The organism is Nocardia sp. NPDC004582 (genome assembly GCF_053602115.1).
The window spans coordinates 1-17,965 of the sequence record NZ_JBSGCY010000061.1 but is presented as its reverse complement, the minus strand read 5'-3'; the positions used below and the strand labels follow the sequence as shown (position 1 = coordinate 17,965).

General features: G+C 67.9%; 15 protein-coding genes, 2 tRNA genes and 1 pseudogene. 12 read left to right on the top strand and 6 right to left on the bottom strand.

Annotated elements, in window-relative coordinates:
- The first annotated feature begins 11 nt into the window (after positions 1–11).
- From ACWELJ_RS18450 to ACWELJ_RS18440, 3 genes are all read left to right on the top strand, one after another.
- Complete coding sequence (locus tag ACWELJ_RS18450; RefSeq protein ID WP_452367348.1) at positions 12–881, top strand: alpha/beta fold hydrolase; 870 nt, start codon at positions 12–14, stop codon at positions 879–881.
- 267 nt (positions 882–1,148) lie between these two features.
- Positions 1,149–3,218, top strand: coding sequence for a neutral/alkaline ceramidase (locus ACWELJ_RS18445; protein ID WP_452367347.1), 2,070 nt, complete (start codon positions 1,149–1,151; stop codon positions 3,216–3,218).
- Between the two features lie 4 nt (positions 3,219–3,222).
- Positions 3,223–3,720, top strand: a complete 498-nt coding sequence (locus ACWELJ_RS18440; protein ID WP_452367346.1) for an N-acetyltransferase family protein — start codon at positions 3,223–3,225, stop codon at positions 3,718–3,720.
- Positions 3,721–3,826: 106 nt separating this feature from the next.
- Here the strand turns inward: ACWELJ_RS18440 and ACWELJ_RS18435 are convergent, their stop codons facing one another.
- Positions 3,827–4,837: an MBL fold metallo-hydrolase gene (locus ACWELJ_RS18435; protein ID WP_452367345.1), complete on the bottom strand. Its 1,011-nt coding sequence runs from the start codon at positions 4,835–4,837 to the stop codon at positions 3,827–3,829.
- Between the two features lie 273 nt (positions 4,838–5,110).
- On the opposite strand from ACWELJ_RS18435, the gene ACWELJ_RS18430 reads away from it, so the two are divergent.
- Positions 5,111–7,162: an ATP-binding protein gene (locus ACWELJ_RS18430; protein ID WP_452367344.1), complete on the top strand. Its 2,052-nt coding sequence runs from the start codon at positions 5,111–5,113 to the stop codon at positions 7,160–7,162.
- A 188-nt stretch (positions 7,163–7,350) separates the two neighbouring features.
- Positions 7,351–7,569 (top strand): cold-shock protein, encoded by a 219-nt coding sequence (locus ACWELJ_RS18425; RefSeq protein WP_452367343.1) that lies wholly within the window; start codon positions 7,351–7,353, stop codon positions 7,567–7,569.
- 62 nt (positions 7,570–7,631) lie between these two features.
- Here ACWELJ_RS18425 and ACWELJ_RS18420 read toward each other — a convergent pair whose 3' ends face one another.
- Positions 7,632–8,435 (bottom strand): nucleotidyltransferase domain-containing protein, encoded by an 804-nt coding sequence (locus ACWELJ_RS18420; protein WP_452367342.1) that lies wholly within the window; start codon positions 8,433–8,435, stop codon positions 7,632–7,634.
- A 733-nt stretch (positions 8,436–9,168) separates the two neighbouring features.
- Between ACWELJ_RS18420 and serA the strand changes: the two genes are divergently transcribed.
- Positions 9,169–10,767 (top strand): phosphoglycerate dehydrogenase, encoded by a 1,599-nt coding sequence (gene serA, locus ACWELJ_RS18415; protein WP_452367341.1) that lies wholly within the window; start codon positions 9,169–9,171, stop codon positions 10,765–10,767.
- Between the two features lie 74 nt (positions 10,768–10,841).
- Here serA and ACWELJ_RS18410 read toward each other — a convergent pair whose 3' ends face one another.
- Positions 10,842–11,078 carry a hypothetical protein gene (locus tag ACWELJ_RS18410; protein ID WP_452367340.1) on the bottom strand — a complete coding sequence of 79 codons (237 nt, stop codon included), beginning with the start codon at positions 11,076–11,078 and terminating at the stop codon, positions 10,842–10,844.
- A gap of 35 nt (positions 11,079–11,113) precedes the next feature.
- Here ACWELJ_RS18410 and ACWELJ_RS18405 point away from each other — a divergent pair, with 35 nt between their 5' ends.
- Both ACWELJ_RS18405 and ACWELJ_RS18400 read left to right on the top strand, forming a co-directional pair.
- Positions 11,114–11,425, top strand: a complete 312-nt coding sequence (locus ACWELJ_RS18405) for a hypothetical protein (RefSeq protein ID WP_452367339.1) — start codon at positions 11,114–11,116, stop codon at positions 11,423–11,425.
- Positions 11,426–11,596: 171 nt separating this feature from the next.
- Entirely contained in the window at positions 11,597–12,604 is a 1,008-nt protein-coding gene (locus ACWELJ_RS18400; RefSeq protein WP_452367338.1) for a 3-isopropylmalate dehydrogenase, read from the top strand.
- 234 nt (positions 12,605–12,838) lie between these two features.
- Here the strand turns inward: ACWELJ_RS18400 and ACWELJ_RS18395 are convergent, their stop codons facing one another.
- Positions 12,839–14,017: an MFS transporter gene (locus tag ACWELJ_RS18395; RefSeq protein ID WP_452367337.1), complete on the bottom strand. Its 1,179-nt coding sequence runs from the start codon at positions 14,015–14,017 to the stop codon at positions 12,839–12,841.
- Positions 14,018–14,343: 326 nt separating this feature from the next.
- Here ACWELJ_RS18395 and ACWELJ_RS18390 point away from each other — a divergent pair, with 326 nt between their 5' ends.
- The 4 genes from ACWELJ_RS18390 to ACWELJ_RS18375 all read left to right on the top strand — a co-directional run bounded on the left by ACWELJ_RS18390 (position 14,344) and on the right by ACWELJ_RS18375 (position 16,969).
- Positions 14,344–15,117: a fumarylacetoacetate hydrolase family protein gene (locus tag ACWELJ_RS18390; protein WP_452367336.1), complete on the top strand. Its 774-nt coding sequence runs from the start codon at positions 14,344–14,346 to the stop codon at positions 15,115–15,117.
- 13 nt (positions 15,118–15,130) lie between these two features.
- A complete protein-coding gene (gltX, locus tag ACWELJ_RS18385) occupies positions 15,131–16,597 on the top strand; it encodes a glutamate--tRNA ligase (protein ID WP_452367335.1) in 1,467 nt (488 codons plus the stop codon).
- Positions 16,598–16,756: 159 nt separating this feature from the next.
- Positions 16,757–16,828, top strand: a tRNA-Gln gene (locus ACWELJ_RS18380).
- Positions 16,829–16,896: 68 nt separating this feature from the next.
- Positions 16,897–16,969: transfer RNA gene (locus ACWELJ_RS18375), tRNA-Glu, on the top strand.
- A gap of 55 nt (positions 16,970–17,024) precedes the next feature.
- Here ACWELJ_RS18375 and ACWELJ_RS18370 read toward each other — a convergent pair.
- Together ACWELJ_RS18370 and ACWELJ_RS18365 are read right to left on the bottom strand one after the other, a co-directional pair.
- A complete protein-coding gene (locus tag ACWELJ_RS18370) occupies positions 17,025–17,525 on the bottom strand; it encodes a pyridoxamine 5'-phosphate oxidase family protein (RefSeq protein WP_452367334.1) in 501 nt (166 codons plus the stop codon).
- A gap of 262 nt (positions 17,526–17,787) precedes the next feature.
- Positions 17,788–17,965 (bottom strand): annotated as a pseudogene (locus ACWELJ_RS18365) (IclR family transcriptional regulator); the annotation flags it as partial.

Genomic DNA, 17,965 nt, shown 5'->3' with positions numbered 1-17,965 from the left:
TAGCGTGGTTTATGGCTGCTGATCAACCACCCGTCATCCCGGATGTTCGTCGGAGCTTTGTCGAGGCGCGGGGCGTGCGCTTCCATGTGACCGAGGCGGGGGAGGGGCGGCCGGTGCTGGCGTTGCATGGGTGGCCGCAGCATCACTATGTGTATCGGGATCTGCTGGGGAATCCGCCGGCGGGGTTGCGGGTCATTGCGCCGGATCTGCCGGGGTACGGGTGGTCGGGGGCGGCGCCGCATCGGTGGGCCAAGGATGACGTGGCGTCGGACTTGTTCGCCTTGATGGATGTGATGGGGCTCGGCAAGGACGTGCTGTTGGTGGGGCATGACTGGGGTGGGTATGTGGGGTATCGGATGGTGCTTCGGGAGCCCGAGCGGTTTCGGGGGTTTCTGGTGATGAATATGGCGCATCCGTGGGCGCCGAAGGGGGATGTGGCTCGGCAGTTTTGGCGGTTGATGGCTTATCAGCCGTTGATGGCGACGGTGGGGGTGCCGTTGCATCGGCGGACTCGGTTCTTGGAGTGGCTGTTCGGGGCGGGGACGTCGGAAGGGATGGATCGGGAGACTATTCGGATCTTCGCGGAGCGGTTCAGGGATCCGGTGGTGGCTCGGACGGCTAGGGATACGTATCGGACGTTTCTGTTGAAGGAGATTCCGGCTTCGGCGCGGAAGCCGGAGACGCGGCGGGCGACTGTGCCGGTGCGGGCGTTGTTCGGGAAGGACGATGCGGCGGTGCATTACTCGCTGGCAGCGGCGGAGACGGCTCGGGCGGATGACTACACGCTGGAGTTGGTGGAGGGGTGTGGGCACTTCATCGTGGATGAGCGGCCGGAGTTGGTTCGGGAGCGGCTGGTGGAGCTGGATCGGGCTACCCGGTGAGGTTTCAGGCCCGCAAACTCTTCGGCGGGGCTCGCTGACGCGTCGGGTTGCCGGGGGCGGAGGGATTGGGGTTGACCTGGGGGTTGTCGGCGTGTGGGGCGAGCTTTGAGGTGGGTGGGGGCTAGGGTGGCGGGCGCGATTCCGGGTGGATGTCTAGAAATTGGTCAAGTGACCGACTAGTCTGCGGGAAACCTGGAATGGAACAGGTTCACTCTTTGGCGCGGGCGGCTCGGGGTCGCGGCGGCGCGGTGAGATTGTGAGGGTTCGATGAGTCTGTCCCGGCGGGCTGTGTTGGCTGGCGCTGCTGTTGGTGGCGTGGGGGCCAGTGTGGCGTTTGGTGCGAATATTGTTGGGGCGCAGCCCATCAAGCATCGGGAGGCTGGGGCGGGATATCTGGTCGGCGTGGGCATCGCTGACATCACCGGGGCCCCGGCGGGCCAGGGGATGATGGGGTACTCGGAGGCCGATCAGATCACCACGGGACTGCTGTCGCGGTGTTACGCGCGCGCCTATGTGGTGGTGGATCAGGCTACCGGGGATCGGGTGGCGTTCGTGAATACGGATAACGCCTGTTTGTTCCAGTCGGTGCACCTCGTGGTGATGCAGCAGTTGCAGCAGCGGTTCGGGGGGTTGTACACCGAGCGGAACGTCAACCTCAACGCCACGCACAATCACAACTCCTGTGGTGGTAGCGCGCGGGAGTACGCGTATTCGCTGGCGGCCATGGGGTTTCAGCAGAACTCGCACGATGCCGAGGTGAACGGGATCGTCAAGGCGATCGTCAACGCGCACGAGAACCTGGCGCCGGGGGCGATACTGCTCGGGCGCGGGGAGTTGCACGACGCCAGCGTGAATCGGTCGCGAGGAGCGTTCGAGGACAATCCGGCGGAGGACAAGGCGGCGTTTCCGGACGCCATCGACCCGCAGCTCACGGTGTTGAAGTTCCGGCAGGGTGGCAAGGATGTCGGGGCGATCACCTGGTTCGCCACCCACGGCACCTCGATGACCGACCGGAACACGCTGATCTCGCAGGACAACAAGGGCTACGCCAGCTACCGCTGGGAGCATGACGAGATGGGGGTGCGGCATCTGGACGGGCCGCCCTCGTTCGTGGCGGCGTTCCCGCAGACCAATGCCGGCGATATGACGCCGAACCTGTGGATCAAGAAGATGCATCCCTCGGGGCCCACCGAGGACAATCGCACCAACTGCGCGATGATCGGTGAGCGTCAGTACCAGGCGGGACGCAAGGCTTTCGACGCCGCGGCGCCGATGAGCAGTACCGGCGTCGACTCCGTGCTGCATTACGTGGACCTGTCCGATACCGCGATCGACGGCGCGTACACCCCGGACGGCAAGTCCGCCCGCACCGCGCCCGCCATGATGGGTGCCGCCGCGATGGCCACCAGCACCGAGGACAACTGGAACTCCCAGCTGTCGTTCCTGCAGGAAGGTGACGCCAACCCGATGGTGGCGGCGCTCGGCGGGTTGAACTCGCCGATCGAGGACTGGATGCGGGATGTGCAGTCGCCCAAGCTGATTCTCGCGCCGCTCGGTGTGCTACCGCCGCGGCCGTGGGTGCCGCAGGTGGTGCCGCTGCAGTTGATGCGGATCGGCGATCTGGTGCTCGCCTCGGGGCCCGCGGAGTACACCGTCGTGTCGGGGCTGCGGATCCGGCGGCTGGTGGCGCGGGCGCTCAACGTTCCGCTGGAGAACGTGCTGCTGCAGGGCTACGCCAACGGGTACTGCGGGTACGTGACCACGCCGGAGGAGTACGCCAGCCAGCAGTACGAGGGCGGCGAGACGCTGTTCGGACGGTGGACGCTGTCGGCGCACATGCAGGAATTCGACCGGCTGGCAAAGGCTTTGGCGGCACGCGTCGACCTCGGGCGCGGGCCCGCGCCGCTGGACTGGGCGTTCGGGTTGCAGCCCAACCTGCTCGCCCCGGTCCCTGCCGACACCCCGCACGCCGGACGCGCCTACGGCGACGTCCTGACCCAGCCGCAAGCGAACTACGCGGCGGGGCAGACGGTTTCGGTGGAGTTCGTCGGCGCGCACCCGAACAACAACTTCCGGCTCGACGGCACCTACTTCGAGATCCAGCAGGGCAGCGGCGACGACTGGCGGCGCGTCTACGACGACAACGACTGGTGCACCGAGCTGCACTGGTCCCGTCCGGCCGGTCAGGACACCGCCTCCACCATCGCCATTCAGTGGACGGTGCCCGACAGCGCGCCCGCGGGCCGCTACCGCATCCAGTACACCGGTGACAGCCGCGACGGCGCGGGGATCAATCGGGAATTCACTGGCACAACAGCGGAATTCGTGATCGGCTGAGCCGATGTTCGTCCGACCCGCCGAGCCCGCCGACGAGAAACTCCTCTGGGCGATGCTCTACGAAGCCTCCTACGCCCGCGATCAGGGCATGGACTCTCCCGTCCAACTTCGAGATGTGCCCGGACTCGGGCACTATGTCGAAGGATGGGGAGCCGCAGGCGATCTCGGCGTGGTCGGAGGCTTCGACGGAGTGCCCCTGGGCGCCGCCTGGCTGCGGCTGTTCAGCGCCGACGACCCGGCCTTCGGCTACGTCGACGCCGACACTCCGGAACTGGCCATCGGTGTCGCCCCCGAGAGCCGCGGCACCGGACTCGGCACCGCGCTCATGTCTGCGCTGATCGACGCCGCGCGGGACAACTACGCCGCCGTCTGTTTGAGTGTGCGGCAGGACAATCCGGCGCGGCGGCTGTATCAGCGCCTCGGATTCGTCGAGGTCGACGGCTCCGACAAGGTCAATCTCGCCGGAACCACCAGCGTCACAATGGTTCTCCGCTTCCGCTGACATACGTTCCGTCCGCGCGCCCCCGCATCGTGTGCGCCCGGCGAATGCTCGTGCGGCGTGCCCCGGACAAGGCCGCCTTGGGTTCGACACGTGAAGCTGTCGCGACTCAACCCTTCGGCGCGAGGTCGAAGGCCAGCAGCCCGGGCGCCAGATAATCGTCTCGGTCGAGCAGCATGCGGACCTCCGGACGCGTGCTCTCCGGCAGCCGCTCCAGCTCCGCGTGCAGCGGTGTCACGAACGCCTCGCCCCGAGCGGTGATCAACGGCAGCCAGTTGTCGTGGTGGTTGGGCACGAAAACCTTCGGCCGCAGCGCCTCGATGTAGCTACGCGGATCGCGGAGCCCGTTGGTGAACTGGTTGTAGCCCTGCACCGCGCCGATGTGCACGTCGGAGGCGGGCAGGGTCCGCAGGACGTCGAGCGCCTCCGGCGCCTTGTCCAGCAGCGGGCCGGAGGAATCGTGCCACGTCAGCACGAAATCGCCGAGCCGGAACTGGTAGAGCAGCACCCCGCCCTCCGGCGCGAGCAGGTTCCGGGCCAGATGCCCGGCCTCGGACCGGCCCGGGGGATAGGCGCGGATATCGCACAGGCACGGCTTGGGGCGTACCGGGGTGGAGGCGTCGGGCCCCTCGTGGCGCGGCGTGCGGGCCGAGTGCAGGTGCCGGACGGCGGTCACCGTCAGGCCCGGCGCGAGTTCGAAGTCGTAGCGGTCGCCGGGCGCGGAAGCATCGGAACCCAGTTCCCGGCAGGCCAATTCGGCCCCGCCGACCTGCTTGCGAGCGGTCGCGCAGTGCGAGGCCGTGCCGTGCACCACCGCTCCGCTGGCCGCGGCGATGGCCCCGGCGTCGGCGGCGTGATCGAAGTGCCCGTGCCCGATGAAGATCGCCGTGGGCGCCAGCGCCGCGACCTCCTCCGGCGTGGTCGGCACGTAGCCGGCGGTGAGTCCGCGCGGCACCCACGCGTCGAGCAGGAACACCACCCCGCCCATGGCCACCGCGAAACTGGCGCAGCCGAACCAGGACACGAGCACCTGGTCGGTGCGCACGGCCCCGCTGTCGGGGTCCACGGCGTCCGTGCCGAAGAAGCGCTGTCGCGCCGCGATCATCCGACTCTCGGCCACCGGTTCCCCCTGTCTCCTGGGTGGCGGACCGCGCTGTCCGCCGTGAGGCATTCTGCCCGGAACGGACCGGACTGTCACTCAACGGCTTCCGCCGGGACACGGAAGCGGTTGCCGAGATCTTGCCGTTGCTCTGGGCTACCGCCAGGTGAATCCTGGAATCACACCGTGACGAAGTGGTGGGTGAATGTTCAGCGCGTTGTTAATCAATCGGCGTTGCATCGTATTCAGAGGTAGCTGAACGAAGGCTGCCCCGAGGGCAATTGGGGGCCCACCATGTACAACGACGTGCATGTGGCCGCGCAGGATCGCGAGGACCGCAAGTACACGATGCGCATCAGCCGGTTGGCGATCGACAAGCTCGGCATCCGGCTCTACGACCGGGTCTCGGCGGTGCTGGCCGAACTCATCGCCAATTCCTACGACGCGGACGCCACCGAGGTCGAGGTGGTGCTGCCGTGGGGCGCGATGCTGGCCGGAACCATCAGGGCCGCCGACGAACCCGCCTACGAGATCGTGGTCTCCGACAACGGGCACGGCATGACCGCGGCCGAGGTCAACGAGCACTATCTGCTGGTGGGCTCGGACCGGCGGGTCCGCACCGGCTCCGACCTCTCCCGCGAGCGGCGGCGCCCGGTCATGGGGCGCAAGGGAATCGGGAAACTGGCCGCCTTCGGCATCTGCCGCACCATCGAGGTGATCACCGCCGGCAGCCGCGACGCCGACCGAACCCCATTGGGCTGGACCGTCTCCCACATCGTCATGGACCTTGACGACATGCTCGGCGACACCGAGAGCGACTACTTCCCGCGCCCGGGCGCCCTCGACGGCACCGTCACCGCCACCCGCGGCACCACCATCATTCTGCGGAATTTCTTTCGGAAAAGAGTGAATTCGGGAACCGAACTGAATCGGCAACTGGCCGCGCGTTTCGGAATCGAACGCCAGGACTGGCGGGTGGAGGTCCGCAACGCCATCGGCCGGGAGAGTTTCGTGCTCAGCCGCCTGCCGATCGACGTCATGGAGGAGACCCGCATCGACGTCAGCCGGGTCCCGGTCCGATTCGGCCGGCAATATCTGCCGGTGACCGGCTGGATCGCCTATTCGAAACAGCCGTACCGGGACGAGGCCATGGCCGGGGTGCGCATTTACGCGCGCGGCAAGATCGTCGCGCAGACCCGGGATTTCGGTATCTCCTCCGGCTTCACCGGCGAATTCAAACTGCGCTCCTATCTGGTCGGCGCGATCGAGGTGGACTGGCTCGACGATGACGACGACCTGGTCCGCTCCGACCGCCAGGACATCATCTGGAACTCCCCGCGCGGCGAGGCCCTCGCCCAGTGGGGTCAGGCCCTGATCAAGGAGATCGGCCGGCTCGGCGAGAAGTCCGTCCGCCGCCGGGTGTGGGAGGAGTTCGTGGAGCGCTCCCGCATCCACGAGACCCTCGACGCCATCGCCCCCGGCGACCGCCTGTTCCGCGACTCGGTCCTGGACGCGGCGCGAATCCTGGTGGCGCACAAGGACCGTGCCGCACTCGACGATCCGGCGCACCTGGAGAACATGCTGCGGCTGGCGCTGTCGCTGGGCCCGCAGCGCAGCCTGCTCGACACCCTCAAGGAGATCGCCGAGGACGCCGATCCGGAACTGGACGTGGTGGTCGCGCTCTTCGAACGCGCCCGGGTCGCCGAGATCTACTCGCTGGGCCAGATCGCCAGCGAACGGGTCGCCGTGGTGGACCGGCTGCGCTCGCTCATCGACGACCGCCGCTCCCTGGAACGCCCCTTCCAGGAGCTGATCGAATCCGCGCCCTGGCTGCTCGCCCCGGAATGGACCCCGCTGGGCATGAACGAATCCCTCAAACGGGTGCGCGCCAGCTTCGAACGCTGGTACGCACAGAAATTCGGGACGCCGCTGGTGACCACCTCCATCGGCAGCGAGAAACGCGAACCCGACTTCGTGCTGCTGCACGACTCCGGCGAACTGTGGATCGTCGAGATCAAGCGAATGGACTATCACCTCACCGACGAGGAGTACAACCGCGCGGTCAACTACCTCTACGAACTCGACCATTTCCTCGACGAGAACCCGCGCATCGGCGCGCAATTCCCGCGCCGGCGGCTCACTTTCATCGTCGACCACATCGACCGGCTCGGCCCGGCCTCGCTCTCGTCACTGGTCAGCGACCAGCGGGTGGACCGCCGCACCTGGCGCGAACTGCTCGACGCCACCCTGCGCGCGCACCGCGACTTCCTCGAACGCGTCTACGCCATGCGGGTTTCCGAACCCGGCGCCGAGGAGCCGCCCACCACCGGCGTGCGCGCCGGGTGATCGGGACCCGCCCGCCGCGAGTGATACGCGGCGGCTGGGGAATTCGATAATCGGGCAGGGGTCGCGGAAGCCGGGCGAGAGATGCGCCGGGCGCGGGCGACCACCCGCCCGCGCCGCGGCCGTGACACCATGGACCGCGGCACGCGCGGGGACGAAGCGGTGTTCGATCGGTTCGAGAAGGTTTGGTAATGGTGCACGGCACGGTGAAGTGGTTCGACAGCGAGAAGGGGTTCGGTTTCCTGCGCCCGGACGGCGACGGGCCGGACGTGTTCGTGGAGTACACCGCGCTGCCGGGCGGGGGTTTCCGATCCCTGGCCGAGGGGCAGCGCGTCGAATTCGAGGTGCGGCCCAGCAAGCCGGGACCCGAGGCGACCGCGGTGCGGGTCATCGCGGGAGCCGACTACTGACGAACCCGGCGCCGTCCGGGGTGACCCGGACGGCACCGGCCTCAGGCGCGCACGCGGTGAACTCAGGCGCGCACGCGGTGCCGGAAGAACTCGGCCGCCAGCGCCCGCGCGTGCTCCCGCCGCGCGGGATCGACCGCCGCGAACTCCAGCGCCGCCCGCTCGAACTCGGCGGAGATGAACGCCGCGATCGGCGCCTGCACGTCCCCGGAACCCATTTCACGCGTGCGTGATTTCAGTTCGGTCAACTCGTGCACCGACTCGACGAATTCACCCGGCAGTTCGCATTCGGCCAGCAGGGTCGGCAAATGCATCGGCGCCACCGCATTGTCCGGATGCTCGTGCATCCAGCGCAATGCCATGGCGGGCCGCAATGAATAGAACACTTTCTTCAATGACCGGTTCGAATCGAACAGCCGCCATTGCCGCCGGCCCAGATGCAGATAGTGCCGGGCCACCCGCTGCCGGTCGGCGACTTCGTCCGCGAGCGTGTGCAATTCGTCCCGGAATTGCCCGTCGCCGCGGTACACGATCGGCGACATCAGCCATTCGATGAGCACCGCATTGCCGTTCACCAGCAGCCGCAGCGCCTTCACCAGGTCCCAGCCGTTGACATCGAGCAGCCCCACCAGCGGCGTCTCGATGACATCGCGTCCGGGCCACGGCGTGAGGTAGTCGCCGGCCGGGCGGAGGTAGACGAACCGGCAGTCGTAGTCGGAGTCCGGGGACGGGAATCCCCAGGCGCGACTGCCGCTCTCGATGGCGAGCAGCACGTCGACGCGGTGTTCGCGCACGATCCGGTCCAGCTCGCCGTCGATCGTGGCGACCACCGCCGGGTCCATGGAGGCGGGGATCGAGCGCAGGGTCATGGCAGCCGACGGTAGCGCCCGGGATCGCGCTGGTCCATGCGTTTTTCGCGCGACGAGCCCCCAGAATTAGGGGCGTGATAGCCACGTTATATGGCGGAATTCGACACCCATATGAACCGGCCCACAGAATTCCGATGCCGTGACGCCGGTCACATCGTGTTAATCCCCCGTAACGGGCCGCGAAATCGGCCCGATAGGCTCCACGTCAGAAAGTTCGTACGGATTTCAGAAGAGGTATTTCCATGATCCCCGTTATCATCGACACCGGTTCCGCTGCTCTGAGCGGCCTGCTCGACACCGGCTCGGCCGCCCTGCACGGCATCCTGAACACCCTGTGGACCGGCTCTTTCGGTCGCTAAGGACTACTGACGTCGATTACTCGACTTTCGAAAGCCCGGCCTCGGACTCCGTAGCTCCGAAGCCGGGCTTTCGGCTATCTCGAATGCCTTTGCGGCGAGACCGGATTCCGCGGTGCGCGCTCCGGCCGCCGATGCGACCGGGGTCCCGGCGAGCCCGAACCTGAACGGCTGCCCAGGAATAGCGGCCCGAATCACACCGCGCCGAACCAAGTCATACCGCGCGGCCCGCTCCCCGCGGGCGCCCGCCACCGCTCGGAAACCCGCAGTTCACAGCTTTGATGGCGGTTGCCTACCAGGCGGTACAGCGCCGCGATTCCCAGCCCACTAAGCTGACGCCCGTAAATCCCGGATCCCATCCTCAGGAGTACCCCACCGTGAGCCAAGCAGGCCGTCCTGTTGTTCTGATCGCCGACAAGCTCGCCCAGTCGACCGTCGACGCGCTGGGCTCCGACGTCGAGGTGCGCTGGGTCGATGGCCCCAACCGCCCCGAGCTGCTCGCGGCCGTGCCGGAAGCCGATGCGCTGCTGGTCCGTTCGGCCACCACCGTCGACGCCGAGGTGCTCGAGGCGGGCAAGAACCTCAAGATCGTCGCCCGCGCCGGCGTCGGCCTCGACAATGTCGATGTCCCCGCGGCCACCGAGCGCGGCGTCATGGTCGTCAACGCGCCGACCTCCAACATTCACACCGCCGCCGAGCACGCCGTCTCGCTGCTGCTCTCGGCCGCGCGCCAGATCCCGGCCGCCGACGCCACCCTGCGCGAGCACACCTGGCAGCGCAGCAAGTTCAACGGTGTCGAGATCTTCGGCAAGACCGTCGGCGTCATCGGCCTGGGCCGCATCGGCCAGCTGTTCGCGCAGCGTCTCGCCGCCTTCGAGACCAAGATCGTCGCGTACGACCCCTACACCTCCCCGGCCCGCGCCGCCCAGCTGGGCATCGAGCTGCTGAGCCTGGACGAGGTGCTCGAGCGCGCCGACTTCATCTCCATTCACCTGCCCAAGACTCCTGAGACCAAGGGCATGCTGAACAAGGAGACCCTGGCCAAGACCAAGAAGGGCGTCATCATCGTCAACGCCGCCCGCGGCGGACTGATCGACGAGCAGGCCCTGGCCGACGCCATCACCTCCGGCCACGTGCGCGCCGCCGGCATCGACGTGTTCGAGACCGAGCCGTCCACCGACAGCCCGCTGTTCGAGCTGCCGCAGGTCGTCGTCACCCCGCACCTGGGCGCCTCCACCGCCGAGGCTCAGGACCGCGCGGGCACCGATGTCGCCAAATCGGTGCAGCTGGCCCTCGCGGGCGAGTTCGTGCCCGGCGCGGTGAACGTCACCGGCGGCGCGGTCAACGAGATCGTCGCCCCGTGGCTGGACATCGTCCGCAAGCAGGGCGCGCTGCTGGGCGCGCTGGCCAGCGAGCTGCCGGTCTCCATCGAGGTCCAGGTGCGCGGCGAGCTGTCCTCGGAAGACGTCGCGGTGTTCGAGCTCTCGGCGCTGCGCGGCGTGTTCTCCGCCCTCATCGAGGACCAGGTCACCTTCGTCAACGCCCCGTCGCTGGCCAAGGAGCGTGGCCTCGAGGCGTCGGTCACCACCCACACCGAGTCCCCGACCCACCGCAGCCTGGTCGACCTGCGCGCCGTGTTCGGCGACGGCCGCACCCTGAACGTGGCCGGCACCCTGACCGAGCCCGCCCAGGTCGAGAAGATCGTCAACATCAACGGCCGCAACTACGACATGCGCGCCGAGGGCCTGAACCTGGCCGTCCTCAACTACGAGGACAAGCCGGGCCAGCTGGGCCGCCTGGCCACCAAGCTCGGCGACGCCGGCATCGACATCCTGGCCGCCCAGCTGACCCAGGACCTGGAAGCCGAGGGCGCCACCGTCGTCCTGCGCGTCAACAAGGAGGTCCCGGCCGAGGTCCAGACCGCCATCGCCGAGGCCGTCGGCGCCGCGAAGGTCGCCCTGGTCAGCCTCGACTAGTCGACTCGCACAACGCGATACGGGCCCCCTCCACGGAAAGTGGAGGGGGCCCGGTGCGTTCGAGGGGACGAGGGTCAGCGGGCGCGATCACGGGCTTCGACCGCGTCCCGCGCCTCGATCAGACTGGCCAGGCGGTCCTGGTCGCGATACAGCTTGATGGCCTGAATCTTCTTGCCGCGCCGCAAGAGCTCGTCGATGTCGGTGTAATCGATGACGCCGTCCGGGTCGGGGATGCCGAGCTGCGCCAGGATGAGATCGATCTTGCGTTCCAGACGGCCGAGCCTGCGCTCGAAGCGGAAGTTGTCGAACATCCACCCGACCCTACCGACGCGTCCATGATGGAACGGTGCGAGGAAAGACGCCGCCGACCGAGCCGCTGTCCGCGCGGGAGCGCCGCCGGCTGCTGATCGGGAGTGCCGTGGTCGTCGTGTCGATCGCGGCGGCCGGGACGGGATGGGCGCTGCTGGATCATCGGCCCGACTACTCCCGCTCCGAGAACGGCTGTGTCACCGTGCTTTCCGCCGGGACGATGGGCGGTCAGCAACAACGCGCGTGCGGGGAGCGGGCGCTGGAGTGGTGCCGCACCGTCTCGGGGCAGCGCGACGAATTCTCGCAGCGCGTGCTCGAGCAGTGCCGCCGGGCCGGGATCCAGCCGTAGCCGGTGGCCGATCCGGCTCGAGCCGATGGCTGGGGCTGGCCGCGATCCCACTGGTTGGGAGCGATTCGCCCTGGTGAAAGGGGTCATGGCGACACCCGCTATGGTGGCCGGGACTCTCCTGCCAGCGCGGAGAGGACCACCCGCGCGTCATCGAAACGGAGCATGGATTTCATGAAACTCGCTGTCATTCCGGGCGACGGTATCGGCCCCGAGGTCATCGCCGAGGCCCTCAAGGTGCTCGATGTGGTGGTGCCCGGTGTCGAGAAGACCGAATACGACCTGGGAGCCAAGCGGTTCCATGCCACCGGCGAGATCCTCCCGGAGAACGTGATCCCCGAGCTCAAGCAGCACGACGCCATCCTGCTGGGCGCCATCGGCGACCCGTCGGTGCAGTCCGGCCTGCTCGAGCGCGGCCTGCTGCTGCGCACCCGCTTCGAGCTGGACCACCACGTGAACCTGCGTCCCTCGAAGCTGTACCCGGGCGTCACCAGCCCGCTGGCCTCGAACCCGGAGATCGACTTCGTGGTCGTGCGTGAGGGCACCGAGGGCCCCTACACCGGCACCGGCGGCGCGATCCGCGTCAACACCCCGCACGAGGTGGCCACCGAGGTCTCCACCAACACCCGCTTCGGCGTCGAGCGCGTGGTCCGCTACGCCTTCGAGACCGCCCGCAAGCGCCGCAAGCACCTGACCCTGGTGCACAAGAACAATGTGCTGGCCTTCGCCGGCTCGCTGTGGTCGCGCACGGTGGCCGAGGTCGGCGCCGAGTACCCGGACATCGAGACCGCCTACCAGCACATCGATGCCGCCACCATCCACATGGTGACCGACCCGGGCCGTTTCGACGTGATCGTCACCGACAACCTGTTCGGCGACATCATCACCGACCTGGCCGCCGCCGTCTCCGGTGGCATCGGCCTGGCCGCCTCGGGCAATATCGACGCCTCGGGCACCAACCCGTCGATGTTCGAGCCGGTCCACGGTTCGGCCCCCGACATCGCGGGCCAGTCCAAGGCCGACCCGACGGCCGCCATCCTGTCGGTGTCGCTGCTGCTGAACCACCTCGGCAAGGCCGAGGAGGCCGCGCGCATCGAGGCCGCCGTCGCCAAGGATCTGGCCTCGCGCTCGGGCGCTGCCTCGACCGTCGAGGTCGGCGACCGGATCGCCGCGTCGCTCTAGGGTTTACGCGCCGCGCGCCATCGATTCACGAGCGAAGCCCCCGTTCCGCGACCGCGGAACGGGGGCTTCTCCGTTGTGCCCGGGCCCCTCCGGAGTGCCATCCTGGAGAGGATTCGATGAAATCGTCTGGGGCAGTGGGGCGTTTCGTCCGAATAGTGAGGCGTATCGCACAAATGCATTCGGATGCGAAAACGTAACGGGCGCAGCTCTTCCTGATTTGCCGCGAATCAGCCGCTACCGGGAACCCCTGGGTACCAACGGGACTGCCGCCAGTGCGATCAGCGCCGTCAGCAGGTAGGTGACCGGAAAGCCGGCCGCCGTGATCAGCGCGCCGAAGGCCGGTGCGATCGCCGCGGCCGCCAGATTCTGGCCCGTGTTCTGGATGCCCAGCCCGCGGCCCGACCAATACGGTCCCGCGATCTCGGCCACCGCGGTGAAGGCCAGGCCGTTGTCGGCCACCGTGATGACCGAGGCCGCGATCAGGATCGGGATCGCCGCCCACCACTGGTGCGTCCAGGCCGTTACGGCCAAGGCGGACATGGAGATAACCGCCGCCACCGCGACCGTGCGCAACGGCCGCAACCGGCTGCCCACCCGGTCCGACCACACGCCCGCGCCGATCCGCCCGGCCGCGCCCAGGATCTGGGTGACCGTCACCAGCGCGCCCGCCGCCGGCAGTGACAGGCCGACATCGCGGTGCAGCCACAGCAGGCCGAACGTCCAGATGGTGGCCTGGGGGATGACCAGCAGTACCGACACCACATGGATGCGCAGCAGCGTGGAATCCCCGCGGTACGGATTCGCGGGACGCCCTGAGCCCCCGGCGGATTCGGGCCGAGGCGGATCCACGATCCCGGCCAGGCAGCCGATCGCGGCCGCGCCCGCCATCACCGCGGGCACCAGCACCGCCATCGAGAACCCGTGTGCCGCAGCGATGGCCGGGATCGCCAGCGCGCCGACGGCCACGCCCAGCGGCTGCGCGGTCTGCCGGATGCCCATGGCCAGCCCGCGCTGATCGGCCGGGAACCAGCCCACGATGACCCGTCCGCTGGCGCCGTTGGTGCTGCCCGCGCCCGCGCCGGCCAGGAACAGCAAGGCCCCCAGCGCAACGTAGTTCGAGACGGTGGCGGCGGCCAGACCGGCCGCGAACATGATCGCGGGACCGGCCACCAGCGCCCGGCGCTCGCCGACCTGATCGACCACCCAGCCCCACGCGATCAGCGTGCAGCACAGGCCGACCAGCGGCATCGCCACCAGCAGACCGGCGGTGGCCAGCGGCATGCCGCGCTGGGTCAGGGCGGGCAGCAGGAAGGCGGCGCCGTTCACCATCACGGCGCTGGCGGTCTGCGCGAAGACGCCGAGGCCCAGCATGGTCCACCGTCGTGTCGTGCCCATCTCCGTCACGGTGGTCATGACCTCACCTCGCGTCTCACTATATGGAATCGACGTCCTACACTTTGAACATCCGGTCTTACGGTACACCTGGGGCGCAAGACGATTTCCGGGGCGAGCTGTCTATTTGCTCACATTCGGGCGTTGATCTTGTGCGTCTGGTGGGCCGGTCCGAGTTCGCTTGCGTATAAGGGCATTCCACATTCGGTCCGGGGCGGTGCGGGTCGGTATGCCGCGCCGGCTCGCGGTGCTCGCGGGCATCCCCGCCGCCCCCGCGCCCCGGCCCGGTCCCGCCCCGCGGTCGGGCGCGTTCGGGCAGGTCGAAGCCGGTCGATAGGATGCCAACCATGCGCCTAGGTCGAGTTGCCAGCCCAGATGGAGTCGCTTTCGTCAGCATCGAAGGGGACGGCTCCGACGCCGTCGCCCGTGAGATCGCCGAACACCCGTTCGGTACCCCGACCTTCACCGGTCGCAGCTGGCCGCTGGCCGATGTGCGCCTGCTGGCCCCCATCCTGGCCAGCAAGGTGATCTGCATCGGCAAGAACTACGCCGCGCACGCCGAGGAGATGGGCGGCCCGGCCCCCGCCGACCCGGTCATCTTCATGAAGCCGAGCACCTCGATCCAGAGCCCCAACGCCCCGATCATCCTGCCGCCCAGCTCTTCTCAGGTGGACTACGAGGGCGAACTGGCGATCGTGATCGGCCGTCCCTGCAAGGACGTGCCCGCCTCCCGTGCCGACGAGGTGATCCTGGGCTACACCGTCGCCAACGACGTCACCGCCCGTGACCAGCAACGACACGACGGCCAGTGGACCCGCGCCAAGGGCTACGACACCTTCTGCCCGCTCGGCCCCTGGATCGAGACCGCCCTGGACCCTTCGGATCTGGAGATCGTCACCGAGGTCGACGGCCAGGTGAAACAGCGCAGTCGCACTTCACTTCTGCTGCACGATATTCCGAAGCTGATCGAGTGGGTCACCACCGTAATGACCTTGCTGCCGGGCGATGTCATCCTCACCGGCACCCCCGAGGGCGTCGGACCGCTGCAGGCCGGTCAGACCGTGTCGGTGACCGTGTCCGGTATCGGCACCCTGTCCAATCCCGTTGCCGCCAAACGCTGAACGAAAGAGAGCCATGTCTGACGTCCGGGTTCGTTTCTGCCCGTCACCCACCGGCACGCCGCACGTGGGTCTGGTCCGCACCGCCCTGTTCAACTGGGCCTTCGCGCGCCACCACGGCGGCACCTTCGTCTTTCGCATCGAAGACACCGACGCCGCACGCGATTCCGAGGAGTCCTACGCGGCCATCCTCGACGCCCTGCGCTGGCTCGGCCTGACCTGGGACGAGGGGCCCGAGGTCGGCGGCCCCTACGCGCCCTACCGGCAGTCGCAGCGGCGTGAGATCCACCTCGACGTGGTGCAGCGCCTGCTGGCGGCGGGGGAGGCCTACGAATCCTTCTCCACTCCAGAGGAAGTCGAGGCCCGTCACAAGGCCGCCGGCCGCGACCCCAAGCTGGGCTACGACAACTTCGACCGCGACCTCACCGACGAGCAGATCGCCGCCTACAAGGCCGAGGGCCGGCCCGCCGTGGTGCGCCTGCGCATGCCCGATCGCGACCTCACCTGGAACGACCTGGTGCGCGGCGAGACCACCTTCCGCGCGGGCGTGGTCCCGGACTTCGCGCTCACCCGCGGTAATGGCGATCCGCTCTATACGCTGGTCAACCCGGTCGACGACGCGATGATGAAGATCACCCACGTGCTGCGCGGCGAGGACCTGCTCTCGTCCACCCCGCGTCAGCTCGCGCTCTACGACTCGCTGAAACGAATCGGCGTCGCGGAGTTCACCCCCGAGTTCGGTCATCTGCCCTTCGTGATGGGCCAGGGCAACAAGAAGTTGTCCAAGCGAGATCCGGAGTCGAATCTGTTCCATCACCGCGACCGCGGGTTCATTCCCGAGGGTTTGCTGAATTATCTGGCGCTGCTCGGCTGGAGCATCGCCGATGATCATGATGTGTTCTCCATGGCGGAGATGGTGGCGGCGTTCGATATCTCGAAGGTGAATTCGAATCCGGCCCGATTCGATCAGAAGAAGGCCGACGCACTCAACGCCGAACATATTCGGTTGCTGGAGTCCGGTGATTTTGCTCACCGGCTGCGGGAGTACCTCACCGGACACGGACATATCGGCGCCGAGATCGACGACAAGCTGTTCGCTACCGCGGCCGATCTCGTGCAGACCCGAATCAAGGTGCTCGGCGATGCCTGGGATCTGCTGAAGTTCCTGTTCATCGCGCCCGAAGAGTTCGCCATCGACCCGGCCGCCAAGGAAAAGAATCTCGGCGCCGACGCCGCTCCGGTGCTGCGGGCGACGGTGAAAGCCCTCGAAGGCGTCTCGGAATGGGCCACGGCCCCGCTGGAGACGGCGCTGAATACCGCGCTGATCGAGGAGCTCGAGCTCAAGCCGCGCAAGGCGTTCACCCCCGTGCGCGTCGCGGTGACCGGATCCCACATCAGCCCGCCGCTCTACGAGTCGATGGAACTGCTGGGTCGCGAGGTCACCATGGACCGGTTGCGCGCGGCGCTCGCCGAGATCGCCTGACCGGCGCGCGCCGAGATCGCCCGAGATAGTCGGAAATGATGCACAAACCGGCCCCTGACCAGCCGGTTTGTGTATCTACCGGGGGATGCTGCTAATCTTCTTCTCGGCCGGAAAGCAGCCAGGAACTTCCCCCGGGGAGATCCTGAAAGCCCAGGTCAATGGGGTATGGTGTAATTGGCAACACAGCTGATTCTGGTTCAGCCATTCTAGGTTCGAGTCCTGGTACCCCAGCTGCGAGAGCTCCGGCTCTCGAATTCGAGAAGGCCGGTGGGTTGCGAAATCCGCCGGAATCTCATCCTGGTCCCGTCGTCTAGCGGCCTAGGACGCCGCCCTCTCAAGGCGGTAGCGCGGGTTCAAATCCCGTCGGGACTACACAGTGAAGGCCCCCAGCCAACCGGCTGGGGGCCTTCGCCGTTTCCAGGGATCGCTACGGCTCCTGACCGTGGGTGCTGCCGCCCAGCGGCATGGCGGGCAGGCCGAGTTTGCGGTGATCCCAGCTGCGGGTCCGCTCGGGCACCACGCGCACGGCCACCCGCTTGCGCAGCATCTGTTCCACGAACGGCTTCATCTCTTCGCTGTAGGGCCCGGTATAGCGTTCCCACACGCTGATTCCCACCTTGAACAGCGCCTCGGGATCCTCGACGACCTCCGCGCGGCCCTCGATGGAAATACCGCGCAACTGGTCGTAGGTGTCGCCGGCCTCGACCATCACGGTGATACGCGGATCGCGGCGCAAATTCACCGTCTTCTGCGCCTTGGCCTTGGTCTCGAACCAGATCTCGCCGTCGATGAGCGCGTACCACATGGCGACCAGGTGCGGCCGCCCCTCGGCGCTCAGCGTGGCCATGGTGGCGACCCGGCTGCGCTCGAGGAATCCCGCGATCTCCTCGTCGGACATCACGATCTGCGCGCGTTGATTAACTCCCATGGGCCGACTGTAATTTACGGCGTATGAGGACGGTCACACTGGCCATTTCCTGTCAGGGGCCCGGGCTCGGAAAAGCCCGCGGCCTCCGCGGGAAACGCCACGGCCCGCTGGAAACGCCGCAGCCCCCGCCGGAATCGGCGGGGGCTGCGATCGGCGCCCGGATCGTGGGTCACCGGGACTGTGGAGCGGCCACTGAGGCTGTCGTGACGGCTGTGGCCACCCCGAGGGTCACCCCGAGGCCGCAAAGTCCGTCAGCGGCGATTCAGAGGCGCTTGTGGAGGGCGTCGGCGGCGGCCACCAGATCGGCGGCCCAGCGCGCGCCCGGGCGGCGGCCCATACGGTCGATGGGTCCGGAGACCGAGACGGCACCCGCAATTCGACCAGCGGCACCACCGCGCGCTGCCGCGCCTGCACACCGTCGCCCGGGGATTCGATCGCGG